The following is a 22,785-nucleotide window of genomic DNA, read 5'->3' as shown; positions in this document are numbered from 1 at the left end:
ATAGTGTTGTTTGGCGATTACACGATAACTTATCCAACCGTTTTTCGTATCTGTTTCCCGCTAATCCGAGATGAACCAATTAAAAGGGATCGCCAGGTGAAAACCTTCACCGTCACATTAGTCCGCCACGGAAAAGTTAATGGTGCCTCCGCTTTGTACGGCTCAACCGATGTAGAGGTCAGCCCCGAGACCAATCAGGCTATCTGTAACTCGCTTGCCAACGCTGATATTCACTATAAAACCGTTATCAGCTCTCCTTTGCGCCGCTGCTTATCGCTGGCTGAATTACTGGCAGGTGAACACCTTCTGGTCTGCGAACCGGCATTAAAAGAAATGTACTTTGGTCAGTTAGACGGTACACCTTTTGAGGAAATAACCAGCGTGAGCGAAGAGTGGCAACGACTTGAGCAATTCTGGCACAACCCAGCCAGCTCAGGATTACCTGATGCCGAATCACTGGAAAACTTCAATAGGCGGGTGACGGCCTGTTGGACCAGGATAGTCAGCGAGCTGCAACACGATGTCCTGATAATTACGCACGGCGGCGTGATTCGTGCCATTGTTGCAGATGTACTTGGCCTCGACTGGAAGAATCCTAAATGGTATTCAAATTTAACGATTCGCAATGGCAGCATCACACAAATTCAAGTCACGATGGCAGATAACGAGCCCTATTTTTCCGTGAAACAAATTGGCTCGACACACTGATCAGTTTGGCCTGACTGTTGGCCAATTCAAGCCTGAAGCACAGTTACTTTCGATTTGAATTCGATCCGAACAAACCGGAAACCCCTTTGTGGTTTCCGGTTCTTTTCATCTAGCTACAGATAGTTACACCCCGGTATCAGCTTTTCTGACAGAGACCTGAACATCTTTCAGGCCAGCATCTTCAAGTTGATCCTGAATGCTTTTCTCCATTGAGGCCGTATTTGAATCACCCTGAGGAAGGGCAATCTCTTCAAAATACAGCTCGCCGGTGAACTGATCTTCTGCGTAAAACTGGCCTTTGACGCGTGCTTTCTTAGGCGCCAGTACTTTGCCCAGCCAATAACGGGTGTCATAAGAACCCGCCGTTTGCGCGATCCAGTTCCAGTCCCAGGTTTTATTCATGCCTGTAATATCACGGTGATCCCACTGGAATTCCAGACTCTTTTCATTGCCGGCGAAGCGGCCGATAGCAAAGTTACTTGTAAAGTCTGGTCTGTCTTTCGGATGCCACAGCAATCCGTTCCCACCCCAGCGCATGAAACCATCAAAACCCAGTTCATACGATACATCCGCGTCAAAGACGTAAGGATAAGAGATATCAGCCCGGTACACATTCAACAGCACTTTCAGTGCACTATTTGCAGGTACTACCGGTCTTGCCTGAATTGTCACTCTGTTACTTTCTTCACCGCCACTGGTGCTTCCCCATGCCTGAGTGGCACCAAAAGTCACGGATATTGATTTTTCAACACCACCTGTGACTTTAGGACTTTTAAAAGTACTGGATACCTCAATACTTTCACTGAAGCTGTAATCATTACTTTGTGACCAACTGGTTGACGTGTTGTAACTGATATCAATGACGTATTGCTGCTGAATGCTGGTTTTATTAACCGCCGTCGAAGAGATCGTATTCACCAGCTGACTATTTGAATTCACGATAGAACCGTCAATTTTAAATGAAGCCGGATCCATGGTGTAAGCAAAGTTTTTCACCTTTATGGTTGTCATATCCTGGCAACGGTATCCGTCACACGGACCGTCATTACCCCGAATATTCCAGGCACTTTCGTTACTGTCCCACCAGACTTTCATGTCATCGCCAACCTGGTTTCCTTTCGGACCACCCACCCAGGCATAGCCCATGTGGTGAGCCAGGTACGCGGCAGGTTTTACAAAATCGTCTTGATCACTGAGCAATGTCCATTCAACACGCTCTTTAGATCCTTCATCAATGGAAATAGCAGGGAAAGATAAAATGTTTGTGTCTGCATTCAGAGGATAACAAGCAGTATGGCTGGCGGTTCCCTGTTTAATTTCACCCATGTAACCGGGCCCCATAATGACCCAGCCATCGGCTAAACTAACATAAGACCACTTTCCGATTTTGTTCATTATCGAATCTCGAAAGCGCAATGCTTCAGAACGCGTAACTGGCCGGAAATCAGCGTTACACGTTTCAGGGCCGAGATTGTAATGAATTTCGACTTCCTCTGGATAAAAAGCACTGGTTTCCAGTGCGGACACGGACGCTATATGACCAAAAGGTAATATAATTAACAAAGGCGTTATTTGTTTTTTCATTGAAACCTTCTTATAGAAATGTTGGCTTGCATAAATGCAAAAACATATGTGACTAATAAAAACATCTCTCTCATATGCAACGCCGTTATATCAATGCATTTAATAAAAAGTCAATGAATTATTTTCACACTCCCTTTATTTACCCAATTAAATATCCCAGATAAAAAAAGACAAATAACATATCATTAAATCGCTATATTATAAGATATAAAGCCTTATCATAATATAATAATTATTATACAAAACAACAAGATGAAAACAAACCATAAAATGTAATCGATAACAATAAGTCAAAATACGCTTTCATCGGCAGGCTGTTATTGATAATAAAGACTTTAACTTTACCTTTTTGTTAAAGCGACGCATCACTTTATATTGATTAAGCAACATAGATAATAATGTAATAAAATTATCTATAACGTTTGGCTGAGCAGTTTCAATGCTCAACTATAGAATATTTACTCTAATTAAAAATACAAAATACTGTTCACAGTGTTTTTGTTGCTTTAACTTATAATCTCTTTTTTGATGGATTAACTTCAATGGTCTCCTTGTTTCTTAAGTGTCTGCTGGGTGCGCTAGCTGTACTGCTGATTGCGATACTTTCCAAAAGTAAAAGTTTTTTCATTGCAGGTTTAGTGCCCTTATTTCCAACTTTTTCCTTAATTGCCCACTATATTATTGGCACAGAGCGAACCATGTCGGATTTGAGAGTGACCGCTCTGTTTAGTCTGTATTCATTAGTTCCCTATGCCGCTTATCTGGTGGCCGTATACTACTTCAGTTATCGGTTTAGCTTATTCTGGACACTGGGTCTGGCAACTCTGGTATGGGTCGGTTTCGCGGCTGGCCTGCTGCTCGGCTGGAACCGCTTGTATACCGGCATCGCCTGACAGCGAATGGCTTATCACTATTCAACATACTGTTCATGTGGTTAAATTACGAGCAGCATCAAAGACAAACCCTCAATCTGGGCTAACCATTATCAAGGAAGAAGCATGAAACTAGCGCAACTGAACATCGCCCTTGCCAAATACCCAATGGATGCACCTGAAATTAAAGATTTTGCCGATAATCTGGATCCTGTGAATGCCATTGCTGAAAGCAGTGAAGGCTTCATATGGCGGCTTCAGGATGAATCCGGCGATGCAACCAGTATTCAGGCATTCGACGACCCCAATATGCTTATCAACATGTCTGTCTGGGAATCGGTAGATACGCTTAAAAACTTTATGTTTCGAACCCATCACCGCGACTTCATGCGCCGTAAGGCTGAATGGTTTCATCGTTCAGCGGAAGATACTTATGTGCTGTGGTGGGTAGAAGATGATCATATCCCGACCATTGCGGAAGCCAAAGAACGTCTTGATTACCTGAGAAATAAAGGTGACAGCCCATTTGCTTTCACGTTTAAGAGCAATTTTACACCCGACGATGCGCTGGCGTATGAGCTTGAAGCCTGATGACGTTCAGGACACATCTCAGGCCACATCATAGATATCTGCTATCTTTTTTGCATGTGTTCCCACCGTTTTGATATCCATGCAAAGAAAGGATTCAACATGACGCGAAAACAGCCGCAACACCTCGCCAGCAGCTCTATCCGGCTGAAAAACGATGCAAGTATTGAGCTTCTTGAGATGAATGATGCTTTCTGGCCGCGGTTAATGGCCGGTGAGCTTGGTGATTTTCATCATGAATATCTGGTCAGCTTGCACGATTTTAGCTCTGACTGGTCTGGCAGCGAAGCACATCCCCAAGGCGATGAAATTGTCATACTGCTAGCTGGATCGGCAACATTTCAATTGGAAATGCCGGAAGGGATACACGAGGTCAGGTTGGAGTCCCCAGGATCATACGTGTTTGTACCTAAAGGCGTATGGCACACTGCAAAAATAAAGCACTCGGCACGTATGCTGTTTATCACCGCCGGTGAGGATACCCAGCACAGACAGCATGACAGCATGACAGCATGACAGCATGACAGCATGACAGCATGACAGCATGACAGCATGACAGCTAAAATCTCGCGAATAAATCAGGGCACTCAATGAGTGCCCTGATTATCTTAGTAACAGTCTCGCGTGTCGCTTAAGGTGTCACTATGTTGAACCAGAAATCGAAATTATCGAGATAAGATAACAACTCAGTCAGCTTCTCTTGATCTCCGGTGATCTTTATATCACCTTTTTCAAGGGCATCTTCCAGTGTCACTTGTTTGAGCATTAAGGCATCAAGCGTAGTGCGAGCCAATGAAACAGATGCATTCGCCTCTTTGTCTTCGGCGCCCAACGTATGATTCAATACGCCATTTTCCATCTCAAGCAGATACTTTTCTTTCTGGTCGGTGAAATCAAAGTTCAGAACGATTTTCTTACCATCTGCTTTTTCACTGTCCAGGCGCATTGCCAGATAATCAAAGAACAGCTCTAAGCTCATCGCTTTCACTGTATCCGGGCTGGCCGTATCAGGAACAGGTAACTTGTTCACCCCTTCTCGCAGTTCTTTTGCCCCCGTCAGGTAAAAGTTACGCCAGGGGCCACTTTCCGCCTGATAACCCAATTGTTCAAGTGCATCGGCCTGCATGTTTTTCGCTGCCTGATTGGAAGGGTCAGCAAAAACCGCGTGATTCACCACTTCAGCCACCCAACGGTATTCCCCTTTGTCGTAATACTCTTTTGCTTTCTTAAGTAGCGCATCCGTACCGCCCATCATATCTACATAGCGTTTTGCCGCATCAACAGGCGGTAAGGTGTGCAATGTCGCAGGGTTACCAATAAACCAGCCAAGATACAGCACATACGTTGCCTTAACATTGTGATTGATAGAGCCATAGTAGCCACGGTTTGAGAAATACGTATTCAATGCGTCTGGTAACTTAAAGTCTTCGGCAATTTCAACCATGGTTTTACCCTGGTTCGCCATACGCAAAGTTTCGTCATTAATGAAGCGATACAAATCGCGCTGCGATTTAAGGTGTTTAACAATTTCACCTTTCCCCCACACTGGCCAGTGGTGCATGGCAAACATGACGTCAGCATCATCGCCCCACATATGAATGGCTTCATTCAAATACTTAGACCAGGCCAATGGATCACGGATTTTCGCGCCGCGCAGAGAATAGGTATTGTGTAAAGTGTGAGTCGAATCTTCGGCAGTGTTAATTGCTTTTTTCTCTTTAATATAGAAAAGCATTTCCGATGGTGCTTCAGACCCAGGTGCATACATAAACTCGTAGGTAAGTCCGTCAATGACCTTTGTTTCACCCGTTTTGGTAATGATATCAGTTGGTGGGATCAGGGTGACTGTACCTGCAGACGTGGTTGTCCCCAAGCCGGCTCCAACTTGCCCCGTCGCACTTGGCGGCAGCAGGTTACCATACATATAAGATGCACGACGGCTCATTGCTGTACCGGCCATTACGTTCTCAGCAACCGCGGCTTCCATAAAGCCGACTGGCGCATAAATTTTCACTTTACCGGATTTCACATCAGCTTCATCAACAACACCTCGCACACCGCCATAGTGATCAACATGGCTGTGTGTATAAATGACGGCGACAACCGGCTTTTTCGGACGGTGCTGGAAATAAAGATCTAAAGCAACTTTGGCTGTTTCTGTAGAAATAAGCGGATCAAAAATCGTGATCCCCTCTTTACCTTCCACAATTGTCATGTTCGACAAATCCTGATTACGGACCTGATATATGCCATCAGTTACCTGAAACAGACCTGAAATGTTAATAAGCTGAGACTGACGCCATAAGCTTGGGTTAACCGTATCGGGTGCAGCTTGGTCTTCTTTAATGAAACCATACTTCGCAGGATCCCACACCAGGTTCCCTTGCTCGCCTTTTATCTGTTCCTGTGGCAAGGGAGCGATAAAGCCTTTGTGCGCCAGTTCGAACCCGGTTTTATCATCAAAAGGCAACTCTTTCATCAGTGCCTGATTAGCCGATTTGGTTGCATCCGTAGCCGGTTTGGCTTCATCAGCCGCCATTGAAACCGGCGCCAGCAATACACCTGAAATGAACAAGGAAACGACTGACAAAGACTTGCTTTTTGTGCGAATCCTGCCGGAAGAAGACGTTGCATCAGAGCAACTTTCCTGTCTAAAAGAATTAAAACTTCTCATAACGTGTAGCACTCCATGGTTTTTGATCTTCATGTTGTTGTCATACTCGGTGATGAACGTTAAACAAAACAACCTCAGCCTGGGAACACAAATAACCTGCACAAAACGCCATTTCCAGACGATGAATTTTAAGAAACTCAGCCAATTATGACCATAGATTTATATCATTAAGTTGAGTATCAGTGTAGTCGCAACAATCGCTTACATTTCATTGCAAGAAAACGAAAATCGAATCACAAAAAATTCAGTAAATCATAAGGAAACCGAATGCTCCCCCATAAAATCAGCTTGTTAACCAGTGATAGTTCGGCATTAATTAAGAAATTGCATGTTGAATCCTAAGAAAACCTGCCAGTCTGGATAACCAGGGCCGTCATCAGCAACTGAAAATTGCGGTTCGACAAAAAGGTTATACACAGTCTTGCCTTTTTTGATGACCTGACCAGCACCTATGCCTAATGGCACGCTATAACTGTCGTTTTCAAAGTTATAAACCCAGATTGGCGCTGCTCTCAAGTAGGTGCCTCCTCCCAATTGATAAAATGCAAAAGGCTGGAAAGCAGCAACATTGACATCCTGACGAGCATCTTCTCCGGCAAAACTTTCCTGCCAGGTAAGTAAATAGCCGTACTGGAACACGGGTGAACTGGCGTTAAACAGCACATTCGCCAAACCGGCAGACCATTTTTCGCTGCCGAGTTCGTCTTCGGTCGCTGTCGGTGCAGTAAGCTGAGGACCAACACCGAAACTCACAGCCGGATTTCCGGTATCAATCAGGTAAGCGGCAAAAATGTTGAAGTCACCAATACCGGTTTCATGACCACCGGTAGGCGATGTGGGGTAGGTGTTCACTGGCAAAGATGCACGCATGATCCAGTTTGTTTCACCGACTGAAACAGGTTTCGCAAATCGTACCCAAAACTGATTAGCGTATTCGTCAGACTCAGTGACCTCTCCAATGTAGTAATTTTGAAAGTTAAGAGCTGTCATGTTTGCCAGAGGGTTATTCGCTTGAGCGGCAGAGTTATCTGCGGCAAGCCCTCCAGCGGCGTGCAGTATACCGCCCAATGCTACCCAACATTTTAACCACTTGAATTTCATACCATTTCCTTTTGGCTGATTGCTAATAAAAGACAAATGATGTCTGACAAACTCCGGGACACCAATGCACTGACATACCGTCTGTCACTATGGCTGCTTTTTCTTACAGCGGTGAGAACAAAAGTAAACAGATAAGAATAAAATTAGCATAGAGATTAAATTCTGCATCTTCCTGTTACCGCACAGGATTTACCTGCGCTTCCAACAATTGTCTGTTATAGGGTTGACGCTTTATCAGCAGATATGCATATTGTTTTGTTTGTTGCGAAACAGAAGAACAGCGTAAACATTGCTGATAGATATTGAGAGAAAAAGGAAACGTATCAATGGGCTTGCCGAACGAAGATCAAAAACGCTTTATCGCAGTATTAAGCAAAAAAATGGATGCAGGCCGAACACTGAATGTGCTGGGACACCTGAGTGCCGGGCTGTCTCATCTGGTCGATCAGCAAGGAGCTGAATACATTGATTATCATGATGCTGATGGCAACTGCCATCCGAGTCTGTCTCACTTTCCGTTTATTGTTCTGAAAGCAGATAACTCGAACAAAATCCGCAAAGTCAGAGAGGAAGCCATCAGGCATCAAATTCCTTTTACCGATTTCACACACACCATGACTGAAGGTGGCTCCATTGCCCAGCAAGCGTGGACCAAAGAAACCCCGGAAAGTGAATTAGAGTACCTGGGAATCTGTCTGTTCGGCGACACTGAAACTCTGAAATCATTTACCGGTAAATTCAGTTTGTACCGCTGAACCTGGAGCAGGAAAGATGCAATCGTACGTGTTTCTTTTACCCATTTTGGCCTTGCTGACACTGGGCGCAATGACGCCCGGTCCCTCTTTTCTGTTAGTTGCTCAAACGGCTATGTCTCATTCCAGAACACAGGCATTTTCTGTTGCACTGGGAATGGGAACTGGCGCCCTTATCTTTGCCTTACTCGCATCATTTGGCTTAGTGACATTATTCGAAACGGTACCTGAGTTGTACCTGACCTTTAAACTACTTGGTGGCTTATATCTGTGCGTGTTGGCATGTCGAATCTGGAAACAAGGGGAGCAACCACGTGTTCAGGCAGTAGCGGCAGGTAAAACGCAAAGTGTGCATTCATCCTTTTTCTATGGTTTAACAACCCAGCTCAGTAACCCCAAAACAGCCATGGTTTTCAGCAGTGTTTTTGCCGCTTTGCTGCCCGCAGAGGTACCTTCCCTCACTCCGATATTGTTAAGCCTGGGTGTTTTCCTGACAAATTTTGGCTGGTATGCCATAGTCGCTGTGCTGCTTTCAACAGAACGCGCGCAAAACTTGTATCTAAAGGCCAAAAAAGGATTTTGCCGTGTTGCTGGCACTCTGCTGGGTTTATTCGGCGCTAAGTTGCTGATGTCAACGTCAGCCGATCTATAACGGCATCATCAAGATGCCGTTATGTTTTAATCAGCCTTTTGAGTGACGTTAAGGCGTGGTCAGTGAAAGCTGTACATTATCAATATGAACATCTGCCATGCTGCCTGCTTTTTTCACTGCGCGCAGTGTCAGTTTCACCTCCCGGGTCGCCACTGGTAACAACAGGGTTGAGGCATTATTCAGCCACGCTTGTTTCTTACTCTCGGTTTTAACCACAGTTGGCTGACCAATGGCGTTTCCGTTATTGTCTATAGGTTGTAGCGTCACTACGGCATGATCGCCGTCGCCCCAGCCATTACTGCTAAAACTGAACCGAACAAATGCGGAAGACTGATCAATCACACTACTGAACGCACTGACATCCAAAGTCTGGCTTAGATCATCATAGGCAGCGTTACCAGCAGCGGAATCATTCGGACGGGCGCTGAAGTAATAATCCCCTTCTGCGGCCGTGATGTTGTCGATCTCTTGCAACACTCGCCAGTAGCCCTGCCCGACTGTCCAGCCTGAAAGATCCTGCGCTTCCGCGCCGCCATTCTGAACAGGTAACGCGGTTGTCGTCCCGGCATCAATGGCTAATGTCGCCGTGTCACTCCAATCAGACCAGCCCAGATTGTCATTACGCACTCTGGCACGCCAGTACCAGGTATCTCCCGGAAATAATGTCAGTACCGGTGCTGAGCTGCCGTTGAACGGGTCACGGTACGAATCATGGGAATGCTCTGATGATCGTTTCTGCCATTTGTAGGTTTCATCATTGCCCATTTTGAGCTGGCCTGAAAAGTCAGCAAGATTGATTGTAGTCAGATCAACCCCCGCCTGCGTATCTGTCGGCATCCCCTGAATACTGCCATCTTGCATCGGCCAGATGTTGTGGGCCCGGGTTTGATTCCCCCAGATATCAAAAACCTCTGAATCAAACTGACTGGCTTTGCTCAGTTGCCATTGCACTTCATAAATGGCGCCAGGATCAGGATGGCTGATAGCCAGATTCAGCTGATTAAAAGCGTGATTACCGTTACCGGCCAGAACTTGTGGCGCCTCTGGAACAACCGGACTGGCTTTCATAGTCAGGGTATCGGACACAGTAAAGGTATCATCCAGGCTGGCAAAACCGCCCCCTTTCGAGGCCACAGTGGCAGTGTAGCGGGTCAGCTGCATGGAAGGTGAACTCTGCTGATTGAACGTCAGCAGATTAAAGCCGAACTCACTCTGACTAATGGCAAAGGTATCGTAATCGCGGGTATCTGTCTGATAGTAGTTATCATCGTTAATTTTTTCACGATAGCCTGCTGCCGTTGCGGCATTGAGCCAAAGGTGCCTGGTATCCATGGATTGTCCGCGGGAATACGCGTGGGTATGCCCAAATAAATGGCCTGTTATCTTGCCGCTTGATCGGGAAAAATCTTCCATCTCAGCCACCATCTCGCAACTGCCGATACTTTCGCCCGATAGCCAGAGTTCAGACAGACACGGATGATGGAACATGCTCAGGACATAATCGACGTTACTGTCCGATTGGGTGTTGATCAACAACTCGCGCAGCCACTGACGCTGTATCCCCAGAATCTCCGCGTTAAATTTACCGTGGTTCTTGGAAATCGGATAACTGTTAAGCCCGACCAAGCGTAAGTTGCCGTAATCCAGTGCATACCATTGCTCCTCATAACCCGCCGAACCATTTTCAGGCTGCTGGAAGAAATGACGGTAATTGGTCAGCTCAGCATTGCCGTAAAAATCATGATTACCGGGAACGGCCACCAGCGGAACATAAGGGGTAATGGCTTTCATCTGGTCAAAAAAATCACGACGCCACTGCAACATGCTGTCGCCACTGTTGACTATGTCGCCGGAAATCGTAATCGCCGCGATCTCTGACGCACATTGCTCCGGCTGACTGTGACATACCGTTGGAATAATGCCTTTGGTAATGAGATCGTTCAGCGCCCCCAGGGTGCTGTTATTTTGAGTATCACTGATGGCTACCACATTAAAAGGGGCAGGTGTCATCCCGGCTGCCGGATAGGTTTTGAACACATAGCGTTCAGAAACAGCCGACACGCCAGACGGACTGCCATCGCCGCTGACCACGTAATACTCATAGCGCGTGTCTGTACTTAATCCGGTGATCGCTGCGCTGTATAAATACGTGTTGTCCACGGCAACAGGCTCAACAACAGTAAATTCATCTTGCGTTTCTGCCGGCCTGACCCAAACCGTCGGAGACGTGTCATTAGTTTCAAACAACACAGCCATGCTATTGGCTGTAGGTTGCTGCAGATACGGATGAATAGTAAACGTAACCTGCGTTAATGCAGTCGGAGGCGGAATAACCAGCTCCTTTCCAATCTGGCCTACACCAGTATTGCCTTTTTTATCATCCTGATCCGTTTCCGAGTGCTCATTACACCCCGCTAACAGAGTACTTGTCAGCAAGATAGCCGTGACACTGGCCAGATGCCTGTTTTTGATCGACATGTTTAATCCTTTTTTATCTCTATTCCATGGCGTTAACTGGACTAGTCCAATATTCAGCTGATGATGCTAATTGGTCTGTGTGACAGAGAATCTAAATATGGATGACACTTATCTATCAGTTTATTGACAATGAAATATTGATCTTAGCCTTTGTACTGTCGCTAGCTTAACTGTTCGGATCTTTCTGTTGCCGGGCTCACATTGAGCATGGTGTCTCAGCTCAGGAAGCGACAAACTGGCTTGCTTTACCGTTTTGGCATGATATGTTCTGAACTTCGACTCAATGCAGCTAAACAAATGACAAAATATCAATCACTTGCTAATGATCTAATGCAACAGATCCGCCAGCAGATCTGGCGCTCCGGTGAAAAAATCCCGTCTGTGCGAGCGAGCAGCCAGCAAACTGGCTACAGCACGGCGACTGTGTTGCAGGCATATCAATTGCTGGAAAGTGAAGGATGGCTGGTGGCTAAACCGCAGTCCGGGTATTTTGTCGCTCCCAACATCCAAGCACTACAGGCTTCGCGGCCGGAATCCCCTCAGTCTCCGGTCAACATTAATGATTTACTTTTTGATGTCCTACAGCGAACCAAAGACAGCGATATCGTGCCTTTCAGCTCGGCGTTTCCCGACTCCAGCCTGTTTCCGCAGCAGGAGCTGGTCCGCAGTCTGTCCAGTGCCTCGCGCAAAATGGACAACAGAAGTGCATTAACGCACCTGCCGCCCGGCAACCATGACTTGCGCCGGATCATTGCGCAAAGGTACGTACAACAAGGGCTGCAGATTGGGCCGGATGACATAGTGATCACCTCCGGCGGCTTGGATGCACTGAATCTCAGCTTACAGTTTGCCACCCAGCCCGGTGATTATGTCGCGGTTGAATCGACCACTTTTTATGGGGCACTTCAGGCAATAGAGCGTTTGAAGTTGATACCGGTAGAAATAAAGGCCAGCGCTGACGGCGGCCTGGATTTGAAAGACTTCACTGAAAAGTTATCCGCTTATCCGATAAAAGCCTGCTGGCTGATGACCAATGTCCAGCACCCGCTTGGCTACACTCTCAGTCAAGAGCGCAAGCAGACACTGGTAGACATTCTGCGCCAGCATAAGGTGTTTCTGGTAGAAGACGATGTGTATGCAGAACTGTATTATTCAGCGGAAAAGCCAGTACCGGCCAAAGCTTTCGATCAGCAGGATCTGGTGTTGCTGTGTGGTTCATTCTCCAAATGTCTGTCACCAGGATTTCGCATTGGCTGGGTAGTGGCAGGAAAACACAGCGAAGCCATTCAGAAACAGCAATTTTTATCGACCATATCAAGCAGTGTGCCTGTGCAGCTCGGGATCAGCCATTACCTGCTTCATGGCGGGTATGACAACCATTTGCGCAAGCTGCGCAGTACATTGCAAGACAGAAAGAACGCAATGATACACGCAATACGGCGCTTTTTCCCGGACAATACAACTGTAACTGATCCCGCAGGGGGCTACTTCTTGTGGCTGACGTTTCCAGCTCCGTTCGATAGTCATGCATTTTATGAGCAAGCCCTGGAGAAGCGTATCGCAGTGGCACCCGGGACGTTATTTAACATCCGGCAAGACGATCTCAGGCATATCAGGCTCAACTATTCGTACGAGATGAATGAAGAAAACCTGGCTGCGATGGCCACACTTGGTCAGCTAGCAAAAGCGTGCCTAAGTGACTGAAGTGAACAACAAAGTAACTGTTCGGTAAAATACTGTATCAACTGTATCAACAGGAAAAACCGCGGCTGTGATGAAATAGTGACTCTTGCTTGTTAGAGGGTCACAACATGGAAAGAACCACTAAGGTTAAAGACGAAGTCAAATTCATATACATCGCCATTATCTGCGTCTTCCTGGTCGTGTTAGGCCATTTCATTTTGATGAAAAATGTCGCCTATTTTGCCTGGGCTGAAGCTACCGCAGCGGCTATCCCCTTTCTGCTCATCGGGCTGGGTGTGGCAGCTGTTCGCCGGGCAGTAAACATTGATAAGAAAAATACCCCGGCAGAATGAATAATACTGCGCTCCCCTGCATCGATTCAGGGGAGCGCAGTTTGTCAGCCAGTGCTAGTCATGAGCGGCTTCGATCTCATTCGATTTCAGGTATGACGGATGGGTCACCAGCTGCTGTGCATACGCGGCAATGTGCGGAAAATGCGCGAGTGCGCCACTGGTATGCAGGATTTCTACAATGAACGACATCATGATATCTGCCCCTGTCAGCGAATCTCCCACCAGATAACGCTTTCCTGCCAGTGACTGATCGACATAAGCCATGACCTTGGCAATTTCCCCTTCGGCATAACCGGCGAGAAAGTTAGTTTCACAGCCGTCTTTGTCGACGAACATCTTCAACAACAAAGGAAGAATGGCCGAGCTTTCCGCAAAATGCATCCATTGTAAGTAGGCAACATAATCTGCAGTACCGCGCTCAGGTGCCAGTTTACCCTCGCCATACTTATCAATCAGGTACTCAGTAATAGCCCCGGATTCAGTGACGATCAATCCATCATCCTCAATCACCGGAGATTTACCCAAAGGATGAACCGCTTTCAGCTCTGGTGGCGCAAGGAATGTTGCGCTGTCACGTTGGTAAGGGACGATCTGATAGTCCACACCCAGCTCTTCCAGCAACCAGATAATCCGCTTGGATCGTGATTTGTTCAGGTGATGCAGTGTGATCATAATGCTGTTGCCTCATTGATCTGATTGAACTTAATAGTCTGTTTATTAAACAATTTCTTTGCAAACATCTTCCAGACTAAACCATATCTGTGTCTGTCACCATCACCGCTTATAAACTTTCCAACGCTTTTAGCCGCTTCCGCTGGCCACAAAAAAGCCCGGACGGCGATTTGCACATCCGGGCTTTACTGGTTTTATTGCGACTAGTTAGTAGGAATCAGTCTGGTTTCTGCTGTAACTTTTCTGGGTTACGCAGCCAGTGGATAAGCGTCAGGCTGCACACCAGAATGATAATAGTGGCCGGTAATCCACCGAGGTTAGACAACTGCTTCACGCCATCCACACCCACTGTGCTGACCATTATCCAGGCCACCAGACCAATAATTACCCCCCAGAGTACTTTTATTGGCAGGGCTGCGCCTTCATCAGAGTCCGATTTAAAATCCTTGGTACACAAATCGCCAATGGCATCAGTGCTGGAATCGGCAGCCGTGACATAGGAAATAAATGCGATCATCACCAGAAAGAACGATGTCAGTCCACCCAATGGCAGTTCACCGAAAATATGGTATAGCAACTGTTCAATACCCCCTTCATTCAACACGGCGTATAAACTTCCGTCTGTGTGCAAGTCCATGTACACCGCCGTACCGGCAAAAACAGAAACCCATAACAGAATGAACAAACTCGGATAAACAACGTTGACCTGAATAAACTCGCGAACCGTATACCCACGGGCAATTTTCCCCAGGAACATGGCCGTGATCGGTGCCCAGGCGAACCACACCGCCCAGTAAAATACACTCCAGTACTGAGGCCATGGATCACTAGCCGCCTGGCCGGTAAACAAGCTCAGCCGGAAGAAATCTTGCAGGTAGGCGCCGACCCCTTCCACACCGATAGCCAGAATATAGACAGTCGGGCCGCAGAGAAAGACAAAGATAAACAGTGCAATCAGCATCCAAAAGTTGGTGGCCGATAAACGCGCTATCCCTTTGGTTAAACCGCTGGCAGCCGAGATCACAAAGGTAGCAACAATCAGGCTGATGAAAATACCCAGTGTCAGGGCATTACGTTCCATGGGAATAAACTGGCTCACCCCACCCAGCAAGGTCAGCGCCCCAGTTCCCAGCGATGACGCCATACCAACCACCAGCGAATACAGTGCCAGCGCATCAATGACATCGGCCATTTTCCCCGTGACATATTTGCCCAGAACAGGACGCATGGCGCTGGTGATCGAAAAAGGCATTTTCAGGTTGTAGAACGCCAGCGCAAAGATCAACGCAGGTACGGCATAAATCGCATATGGCGTTGGCCCCCAATGGAGAAACATCGCTGAAAATGCAAACAACGCGGCATCAGCACTGCCCGCTTCAATACCAAAACTCGCCGGCGGCGAATGCAGGTGATAGATAGGTTCTGCCGTTGTCCAGAACAGCACCCCGACCGCCAGCGTGGTACAGAGTACAATCATAAACCAGCGGGGTTTGCTGATTCTTGGTGTACTGTGCTCGCCACCAATTCGGATATTTCCCAGCTTAGAGAAATAGGTAAGCGCAATTAACACCAGCAGGTAAAAGCTGCCCAAACTGAACAACCAGGAGAAATTGGACAGAATCACTCCGTTCAGCGATTTGGTATAGCCAATGAAAGCGTCCAGATCAACCAGACTGAATACCAAAGCACCAACCAAAATCAGAAAGGTTGGAAAAAACACCAAAGGTCGTAACGATTTCAACATTGTATTTTCCCTAATTTATTGTTTTACATGTAGTTACGTTTAATCTTCTCGTCAAAGTCCTTTTCAAAGATCAACATACCTTCATGAAACGCTTCCCAGCGCGCTTTAATATAAAAATACTCATGATCACAGGTCATATGATAATGACTGTGAATCTTTGTCCACCAACCGTCCCGGCCCATTTCCACGGCCAGATCAATCTCGTTTTCAGCACTGAGCGGATCATCGGGATGAATCCGCATTTCCTGCCCTATCTTGAAATCTATCTCTGTATGACAAGAGTTGTAATACTGGCGGCCAAAATCTTCATAGGTTTCCAGCGTTACCAAACCGGTTTTGTAATCGCGGTGTGTAACGCGTTTGCTGTCGCTCGGGCGCAGTGTTTTCCCTGCAAACGTCACAGGCTGATCGTACGCTTTCAGCGGATTAGCCGTGCTGAATGAAGATTTACGGGGGATCTCGATCACACTGTCTTTGGGCAAGATAGTCAGGGTAGCGTTATCGGCAGAAGGCCAGATAAGTGGCCAGTATGCCGTCGAGATGGCAATACGCAGTTTGTGTCCTTTCGGTACTGTGTAGGCAATATGGTTAACCGGCACCTCGACTTCATAAATTTCACCCGGATTAAGCGCTTCAGGAAATTCATGGCTGTTGCGATGGGTCAGGTTCAGTACACCGTGACTTATTTTGGTCACTTGTCCGTCTGGATGCACATCGGAAACACGGACAATGACATTCGCCGACGGTGAGTCAGATACCAGTGCCAGCTTTGCCATAACCTGTCCGACGATAGCAAAATCGTCCTCCAGCACTTCGGAGTCAAACACCAGAGACCCGGCGTCATCAATGCGCTGATCCCCCGGGTGCTCCATGTCCAGACGAATGCCGACGCAGAATCGGCCACCGTCCAGCCCGACTGTCTCAGGTGAACACACAGCGTAAGACGTGACGTGCTCATTCAGAGATTCAGATAACCCGTGTTTACCCAGATAAAACGCGTGCGGGCGGATATCTGAAGATGGCCAGCCAGGCTCAGACATCCACTCTCCGGGGCGACACTCATAGTCCGTTTGCGGCCGTACGCTCTCCTGCAAATAATAATGCAGCGCAGGTTCATCCATCATGCCGTTGTCGTTGCCTTTTAACCAGTGATCCCACCAGCGGACAGACTCAGCCACATAGTCAACTTTTGGGTTCGGGTAGGCAATATTCGGGTATTTGTGTGCCCAGGGGCCAACCAGGCCCTTGCAAGGCACACTGAGGTTTTCCAGCAAGGTAAATACGGTATTACGATAGCCATCTGCCCAGCCGCTCATGGCATAAACGGGTACTTTAATATCATCGTAGTTTTCGCAGACCGAGCCGTGTTTCCAGTAATCCGAACGGGTTTGCTCAGTCAGCCAGGGTTTGGCCAGAAAAGGCATAGCCTGCAAACGATCCAACCAGACCGATTTCCACTTTTCCCCGATCAGCGCAGGATCCGGCGAGCGGGCCTGAGCGTATGCCCAGAAAAATGCTGCCCAGTCCATGTTGTCATTCAGCAGGCATCCTCCGCTGAAATGAATGTCGTCCCGATAACGATCATCCGTCGAACACTGCGTAATAATGGCTTTCAGCGCAGGTGGGTTCATCGCCGCGACCTGAAGCGCGTTGAACCCGCCCCAGGAGATACCAACCATGCCGACATTGCCGTCGCACCATGGTTGTTTTGTCAGCCAGTCAATGACATCGTGACCATCCTGTAGCTCTTGCTGAGAATACTCATCCGTCATGAAACCCTCAGATTCACCGCAACCACGCAGATCCACGCGAACACAAGCGTAGCCATATGCCGCCGTCTGGGCCATGGTGATTTCATCACGGATGATAGTACCGTCGTTTTTACGATATGGCAGGAATTCGAGAATAGCGGGAACCGGGACTGACTCTGCATTGACGGGTAACCACGCCCGGTAGGCCAGTTGAGTACCATCCGGCAGCGTCAGCATGTCATGATGGATTTCACGTATCATTTGCATAATGTCCTTGAGTCGATGACGTCGGACAACCCATATTAAAGACAGCCGTTTGTGAGTAAATCGCTATTTTGTTAACCTAATATGAACTAAAAGTTAAAGATAACCAGCCCTGATGCCTATTAACAACAAAGCCATACCGCCGATAAGTAACCTGATCTCTTTTGAAGCATCAGCCCGGTCAGGCAGTTTCACAAAAGCCGCCACTGAGCTCTGCGTTTCCACAACAGCCATCAGTAAGCAAATCAAACAGCTTGAAACGTTTTTGCAAACCAACCTGTTTATCCGGCGGAAAACCGGCCTGGAACTGACTGATAACGGAAAAAACTATCTGGCAACCGTCACCAGTGTGCTTGAGATCCTTGCGCGTGAAACGGTAAAACTGAATAACGGCAACCAGACAGCACCGCTGACAATTGAAATCGGGGCCTGCTTTTCACACTTCTGGTTAATTCCCCGGCTGGATGGTTTTCGCGAGCGCTACCCGGATATACCTCTCAATCTGATTATCAACAATGAAAGGCACATTGGCGATAACGATGATTACGACATCGCTTTCTTCTACTCCGCGATAGATACGCTCAACAAAAATAACCATTTGCTCTTTGCCGAACGCATGCTGCTGGTTTGTAGCCCAGCATTTCTCGCAAAGCGCCCGGAGTGCAAAGATATCCAAACCATTTGGCAACAACCCATTCTTATGCTGAAGGATGCCAAGTCCTTTTGGGAAGGCTGGCAAACCTGGGCAAATCGTTATGGTATCCCCTACCAGGAGCCGACTAATGTCATTCAGATGGAAGAGCAGGTCTCTATCATTCAGGGCGCGCTCAGCGATGCGGGTATTGCTCTGGCCTGGGACTGGCATGTCCGCACTTTAATAGAAGAAGGAAAACTGATCGCACTGACTGAACCAGTGGAGTGCGACAGTAATGCATTTTTTCTCAGTATTTCTGAAACAAGCCAGCACCCCAATGCCAGAACCTTCGTCAGTTGGGTTTTAGAACAGGAAATGCAGATAAGCGGATTCGATTGATCTGCATCAAGCCATCTTTTGCCATACCAGATACAGTGGAGCTCTCCATGTTTTTGGGAAATGCATGTGTACGTTTGCCCCTGACTTGCAGGGGCTTTTTTTCACCCAGGCCCTGCCCTGCTCACTCGCCTTTTCTGTCTCTTCTCTCCGGTACGGCAATGCACTGTGGTTCCAGCTATATTTATGTCAATACTGGCTGCCGCAAAAGCACCGGATGAATAATTTAGCTGTTGTTCTGAAAAGAATATCTTCCGCAGCCAGATGATTGAACACGCGCTTCAGGAGGAGTAAGCTTCTGACGCCTGAAAACACATCATTAAATAAGGACAGCTATGAGCAGTAAGCGTACCTACCCGATTGGCACTCCTGGCCAGAAATGGACCATGAAAGAGAAGGCAGAGTGGCTGGCCCGGCTCACCATCAAACGTTCCTATCTGGACGAAGTGGTCACTAAGATCGACGCACTGAAAGATCGCTTTGATGTCGCTCAGTATGGCGCTCTGTCGTATGACACAGAAAAGTACCCGCTGTTCGTCATCAAATCCCGTCACTGGAATACGCAAAAGCCGACCATTCTGATCACAGGTGGCGTACACGGCTATGAAACCAGCGGTGTTCATGGTGCGCTGCAGTTTGTCGATGAGAAAGCGCAGCACTATAGCCAGTATTTCAACATTCTGGTTGCCCCTTGTGTCAGCCCCTGGGGTTACGAGACGATTAATCGCTGGAACCCGCATGCGATCGATCCAAACCGTTCCTTTTACGACAACAGCCCGGCGGAAGAATCGGCGGCGCTGATGAAAATGGTCAGCGATCAGGACGCAGAGATCCTGGCTCACATCGATCTGCATGAAACCACAGATACCGACGAAACCGAGTTCCGCCCGGCTTTAGCGGCGCGTGATGGTATTGAGTATAAACCCGGCAGCATTCCTGACGGTTTTTACGTGGTGGGCGACACCGACAATCCGCATGATGCCTTCCAGAAAGCCATCATAGATGAAGTGCGTAAAGTCACCCATATTGCCCCGCCTGATGACGAAGGAAACATCATAGGTTCTCCGGTTTCCCAGGAAGGCGTGATTGATTATCCGCTGAAGAAACTCGGCCTGTGTGCCGGTCTGTCAGACTGTCAGTACAGCTCCACCACGGAAGTGTACCCGGACAGCCCGCTCGTCACGCCAAGCGAATGCAACAACGCACAAGTCGCGGCGATTGTAGGGGCACTGGAGTATATTCTGAAACAGCAATAATCTGCAGATCCAGCCTGTGTGGCAGCCCTTCAGCTGCCACAATATATAAGGTGCGCTCGCAGTGATTCACTGAGATTGCCAGATAATAACCTTAGGAGACTTACCGTTAGCCTGCGATATCTCTGCCCGGATACTCATAGCGGGCAATGTCACAAGCTGACTGTCTACGCGAACTTGAGTCACATTATGGCTGAAATTTGCCACTATCTGCGTACCATCGCTGAATCTTGTTCTTTGCAAAGAGCCATCACTATTCAGCCAGTCAAATCCCACTAATGCCTTATCCCACAATGCCTGATGCAATGGCATGAATCCCCGCTGATAATCTTGTAATGCTTTGATTCTGGGCGAAGTCGCAGAGGCTGCTTCATCACGGGTTAAATGCACCATGGGTGGCGTGTTATAAAGCATACTGGTCAGATCCCGGATGCCTTTCACATCAGAAAACTTCAGGCTATCCATATGCCAGTGATGGTTATTGATCAGCTCATCATGAAACACCGCCTGGTATAAGGGCACTTTAAAAGCCGGCGAGAAGAACAGAGTTCGGTACGGCTCCTTCACTGTTGCCGGCTTAAAAAAGAAGGCCGGCTTATTATCCGGGTACCAGGCACCAAGGTAATAGGGCGACTGACGGTTATGTTTCATCTCTTTATCCGTCCAGCCAAACCCCGTGGTTTCCATGCCATGGGCAAACACCACACCTCGGGTGGTGATACTGTTGCCATCTTCCGAGCCCAGCAGCACCCCTTGCCCGCTCACCCACTCTAGCCGGTCATTGAATGCCTGCGCCATTGCCCGCTGAGACATACCGCCGGTCGCAGCACTTTCATTCCCGGATGCAGCCAAGCGGCTTTTATCGGAATAATCTTCACGTACCATACCTGTTGCATCAACGTCCAAAAACAGGCTGTTAAACTGCCCCAGCTCCAGAATGCGTGAGATTCGCTGTTTGGCATAGTCCGTTTCACAGCCGGGGTTGAGGTAATTGCCTTGCCCGCGAAACCCCGCCTGATTCTGCCCATCGGCGCGTTCAATAGCGCAACGCGTTCTGATTGCTGCCGGAATGTGCGCTGTTAACCAGCTCTCGTTATCCGTTTTATCAATAGCCGTATTATAAGAATCATAAGTCGCGACCAGATATCCCGCCGCTTTTGCCTGTTCAACCACCTCGGGCTGATAAAAAGCAGGTAACCAGTTGTCCAACCCCAGCCACAATTTCTGCAGTCCTGCTTGCTTGAGTGTTTCAAGTACAGGCGAAGACAGGCTTTGTCCCCATTTGTCAGAAGCAAGCAGAAATGGCGCCGCATGGCTTGCTAAATACGCTTTCCTTTTTTGAATCGCAGCAAACTGGTCGGTAATTTGCTCCCATGGGCCCGCATTTTCGCTAAAAGGAAAAAGCGCGGACAAAGAGTGATTAACAGACTCGACCAAAAGACGTTGTTGATAGCGATCCAAGCTGACAGGCTGATTAGCTGTTGTCAGTGGCAGCAATTGTGTCTGGGCTTCACGGCTCGCGAAGGCGCTCAGCTCTGACTGATGAAAGTACCATTTCAGCAACCCAGTCCAGTCGGTCACATCACTTTGCGAGATACCGTCACTACCGAACAAGTACACATGGCTCGCGCCGATGATTTTGCTGACATCCGGATTGCGGGCAGCCTTATCCCGCAAGCTTTCTCTCTCGCCCTGCTCGTCTCGCCAGCGCCGGTACCGGATGGCGCCAGACAGCCTGTCTTGCCCGCTATGGATCAAGACCTGAAAAGGCTGATTCCAGTTCAGAGGGGTAAAAGCGTGGCTGGAGACCATATCAACAGCAGGTGAGGTTTCAGCCGCCTTTGCCGTTACCTCTTTGAATGCCAATGCATTGTTAAATGGATTGACTAACAGATAAGAAAAATATCTGGCCGGATTATCAAGCTCATTTTCGTTGTCTGTGTTCACCTGACTGTCAGCGCGTTGCCGGACCTTCTGAGTCCAGAACGGCATTTTCAGATCCTGCGTGGAATTGCTGCCTGAATATTCATCCTGCAAATACCTCGCCCAAAGCCTGTGATGAACAGGCACTCTGATCCCTTCATTAAACGGTAACAACAGCTCAGTAGTGGAGGTTTCCGGCAAATCAAACCAGTTCAAGACCATGGGGTGACTGCGAGTGATACTGGCACCGGAAAGCAACTGAAACTGGAGCGTCAGGTCGCCTGATTCTAATTGCGCTGTCACCCTGATATTACTGGGTTGCCACAGCCATGACGCATTATCACGCTGAGACTTCTGCCGTTGGCTGACACTTTGTTTTTCGTTATTTACCCTGACACCCGCCTGGTTCAGATCGTAAATCAGGCTGTCGGTATGCCAGGTAATAGCGAGCAATTCGGGATCAATCTCGACTCGCTGATCGTTGTCACGTAATGAAATAATATCGGCAGCCACTTTGCCACAAGGCATTAGCAAAATAGCTGAAAGTAATATCGCTTTACATGGCTGCAAGTGCGCTCGCTGGCCCGTCACAGGGGCTGCTTTCAATAACATGGGGGTCTTCATCCTAATACCTTGGGTTAATAAACACCGGTATTACACATGGTGCCGGACACCAAATTGTCACCCCTATGTCTTCATTCGC

At 47.9% G+C, this 22,785-nt stretch carries 18 protein-coding genes; 10 read left to right on the top strand and 8 right to left on the bottom strand.

Annotated features, from left to right (window positions below):
* Positions 1-708 (top strand): histidine phosphatase family protein (locus Q4491_RS17285; protein WP_303459328.1); only part of this gene is annotated, 708 nt, incomplete at its 5' end.
* A 123-nt stretch (positions 709-831) separates the two neighbouring features.
* On the opposite strand, the gene Q4491_RS17280 is transcribed toward Q4491_RS17285, so the two are convergent.
* Entirely contained in the window at positions 832-2,292 is a 1,461-nt protein-coding gene (locus tag Q4491_RS17280) for an aerolysin family beta-barrel pore-forming toxin (RefSeq protein WP_237796350.1), read from the bottom strand.
* A 542-nt stretch (positions 2,293-2,834) separates the two neighbouring features.
* Here Q4491_RS17280 and Q4491_RS17275 point away from each other — a divergent pair.
* The 3 genes from Q4491_RS17275 to Q4491_RS17265 all read left to right on the top strand — a co-directional run bounded on the left by Q4491_RS17275 (position 2,835) and on the right by Q4491_RS17265 (position 4,268).
* Positions 2,835-3,185, top strand: a complete 351-nt coding sequence (locus Q4491_RS17275; protein ID WP_303459325.1) for a GlpM family protein — start codon at positions 2,835-2,837, stop codon at positions 3,183-3,185.
* A gap of 105 nt (positions 3,186-3,290) precedes the next feature.
* A complete protein-coding gene (locus Q4491_RS17270; protein WP_237796379.1) occupies positions 3,291-3,755 on the top strand; it encodes a DUF3291 domain-containing protein in 465 nt (154 codons plus the stop codon).
* 99 nt (positions 3,756-3,854) lie between these two features.
* Entirely contained in the window at positions 3,855-4,268 is a 414-nt protein-coding gene (locus tag Q4491_RS17265) for a cupin domain-containing protein (protein WP_218385597.1), read from the top strand.
* 115 nt (positions 4,269-4,383) lie between these two features.
* On the opposite strand, the gene Q4491_RS17260 is transcribed toward Q4491_RS17265, so the two are convergent.
* Positions 4,384-6,342: an alkyl/aryl-sulfatase gene (locus tag Q4491_RS17260; protein WP_272872716.1), complete on the bottom strand. Its 1,959-nt coding sequence runs from the start codon at positions 6,340-6,342 to the stop codon at positions 4,384-4,386.
* 396 nt (positions 6,343-6,738) lie between these two features.
* Positions 6,739-7,527, bottom strand: a complete 789-nt coding sequence (locus tag Q4491_RS17255) for a hypothetical protein (RefSeq protein WP_225444996.1) — start codon at positions 7,525-7,527, stop codon at positions 6,739-6,741.
* A 326-nt stretch (positions 7,528-7,853) separates the two neighbouring features.
* Here Q4491_RS17255 and Q4491_RS17250 point away from each other — a divergent pair, with 326 nt between their 5' ends.
* Together Q4491_RS17250 and Q4491_RS17245 are read left to right on the top strand one after the other, a co-directional pair.
* Complete coding sequence (locus tag Q4491_RS17250) at positions 7,854-8,282, top strand: DUF2000 domain-containing protein (RefSeq protein WP_192014040.1); 429 nt, start codon at positions 7,854-7,856, stop codon at positions 8,280-8,282.
* 16 nt (positions 8,283-8,298) lie between these two features.
* Positions 8,299-8,931: a LysE family translocator gene (locus Q4491_RS17245; RefSeq protein WP_218385599.1), complete on the top strand. Its 633-nt coding sequence runs from the start codon at positions 8,299-8,301 to the stop codon at positions 8,929-8,931.
* A 48-nt stretch (positions 8,932-8,979) separates the two neighbouring features.
* On the opposite strand, the gene Q4491_RS17240 is transcribed toward Q4491_RS17245, so the two are convergent.
* Positions 8,980-11,409: an FN3 domain-containing metallophosphoesterase family protein gene (locus tag Q4491_RS17240; RefSeq protein ID WP_303459312.1), complete on the bottom strand. Its 2,430-nt coding sequence runs from the start codon at positions 11,407-11,409 to the stop codon at positions 8,980-8,982.
* A 297-nt stretch (positions 11,410-11,706) separates the two neighbouring features.
* Here Q4491_RS17240 and Q4491_RS17235 point away from each other — a divergent pair, with 297 nt between their 5' ends.
* Positions 11,707-13,113 (top strand): PLP-dependent aminotransferase family protein, encoded by a 1,407-nt coding sequence (locus Q4491_RS17235; RefSeq protein ID WP_303459309.1) that lies wholly within the window; start codon positions 11,707-11,709, stop codon positions 13,111-13,113.
* A gap of 107 nt (positions 13,114-13,220) precedes the next feature.
* A complete protein-coding gene (locus Q4491_RS17230) occupies positions 13,221-13,445 on the top strand; it encodes a hypothetical protein (protein WP_192014047.1) in 225 nt (74 codons plus the stop codon).
* Positions 13,446-13,499: 54 nt separating this feature from the next.
* Here Q4491_RS17230 and Q4491_RS17225 read toward each other — a convergent pair whose 3' ends face one another.
* The 3 genes from Q4491_RS17225 to Q4491_RS17215 form a co-directional block, all read right to left on the bottom strand.
* Positions 13,500-14,117 (bottom strand): glutathione S-transferase family protein, encoded by a 618-nt coding sequence (locus tag Q4491_RS17225; RefSeq protein WP_192014049.1) that lies wholly within the window; start codon positions 14,115-14,117, stop codon positions 13,500-13,502.
* 217 nt (positions 14,118-14,334) lie between these two features.
* Positions 14,335-15,861, bottom strand: a complete 1,527-nt coding sequence (locus Q4491_RS17220) for a BCCT family transporter (RefSeq protein ID WP_303459305.1) — start codon at positions 15,859-15,861, stop codon at positions 14,335-14,337.
* A 23-nt stretch (positions 15,862-15,884) separates the two neighbouring features.
* Complete coding sequence (locus Q4491_RS17215) at positions 15,885-17,879, bottom strand: CocE/NonD family hydrolase (RefSeq protein WP_303459303.1); 1,995 nt, start codon at positions 17,877-17,879, stop codon at positions 15,885-15,887.
* A gap of 112 nt (positions 17,880-17,991) precedes the next feature.
* On the opposite strand from Q4491_RS17215, the gene Q4491_RS17210 reads away from it, so the two are divergent.
* Both Q4491_RS17210 and Q4491_RS17205 read left to right on the top strand, forming a co-directional pair.
* Positions 17,992-18,909, top strand: a complete 918-nt coding sequence (locus Q4491_RS17210) for a LysR substrate-binding domain-containing protein (protein WP_303459302.1) — start codon at positions 17,992-17,994, stop codon at positions 18,907-18,909.
* Positions 18,910-19,241: 332 nt separating this feature from the next.
* The gene (locus Q4491_RS17205; protein WP_303459299.1) at positions 19,242-20,162 is read left to right on the top strand and encodes a M14 family metallocarboxypeptidase; all 921 of its coding nucleotides are present in this window, start codon (positions 19,242-19,244) and stop codon (positions 20,160-20,162) included.
* A gap of 66 nt (positions 20,163-20,228) precedes the next feature.
* On the opposite strand, the gene Q4491_RS17200 is transcribed toward Q4491_RS17205, so the two are convergent.
* Positions 20,229-22,706: a glycoside hydrolase gene (locus Q4491_RS17200; protein WP_303459296.1), complete on the bottom strand. Its 2,478-nt coding sequence runs from the start codon at positions 22,704-22,706 to the stop codon at positions 20,229-20,231.
* Positions 22,707-22,785: the final 79 nt, after the last annotated feature.

The sequence above is a fragment of the Photobacterium sp. 2_MG-2023 genome, from assembly GCF_030547675.1.
Classification (GTDB): Bacteria; Pseudomonadota; Gammaproteobacteria; order Enterobacterales; family Vibrionaceae; genus Photobacterium; species Photobacterium arenosum.
Note: the sequence above shows the minus strand (reverse complement) of the source record. Positions and strands in the feature narration are given on the sequence as shown.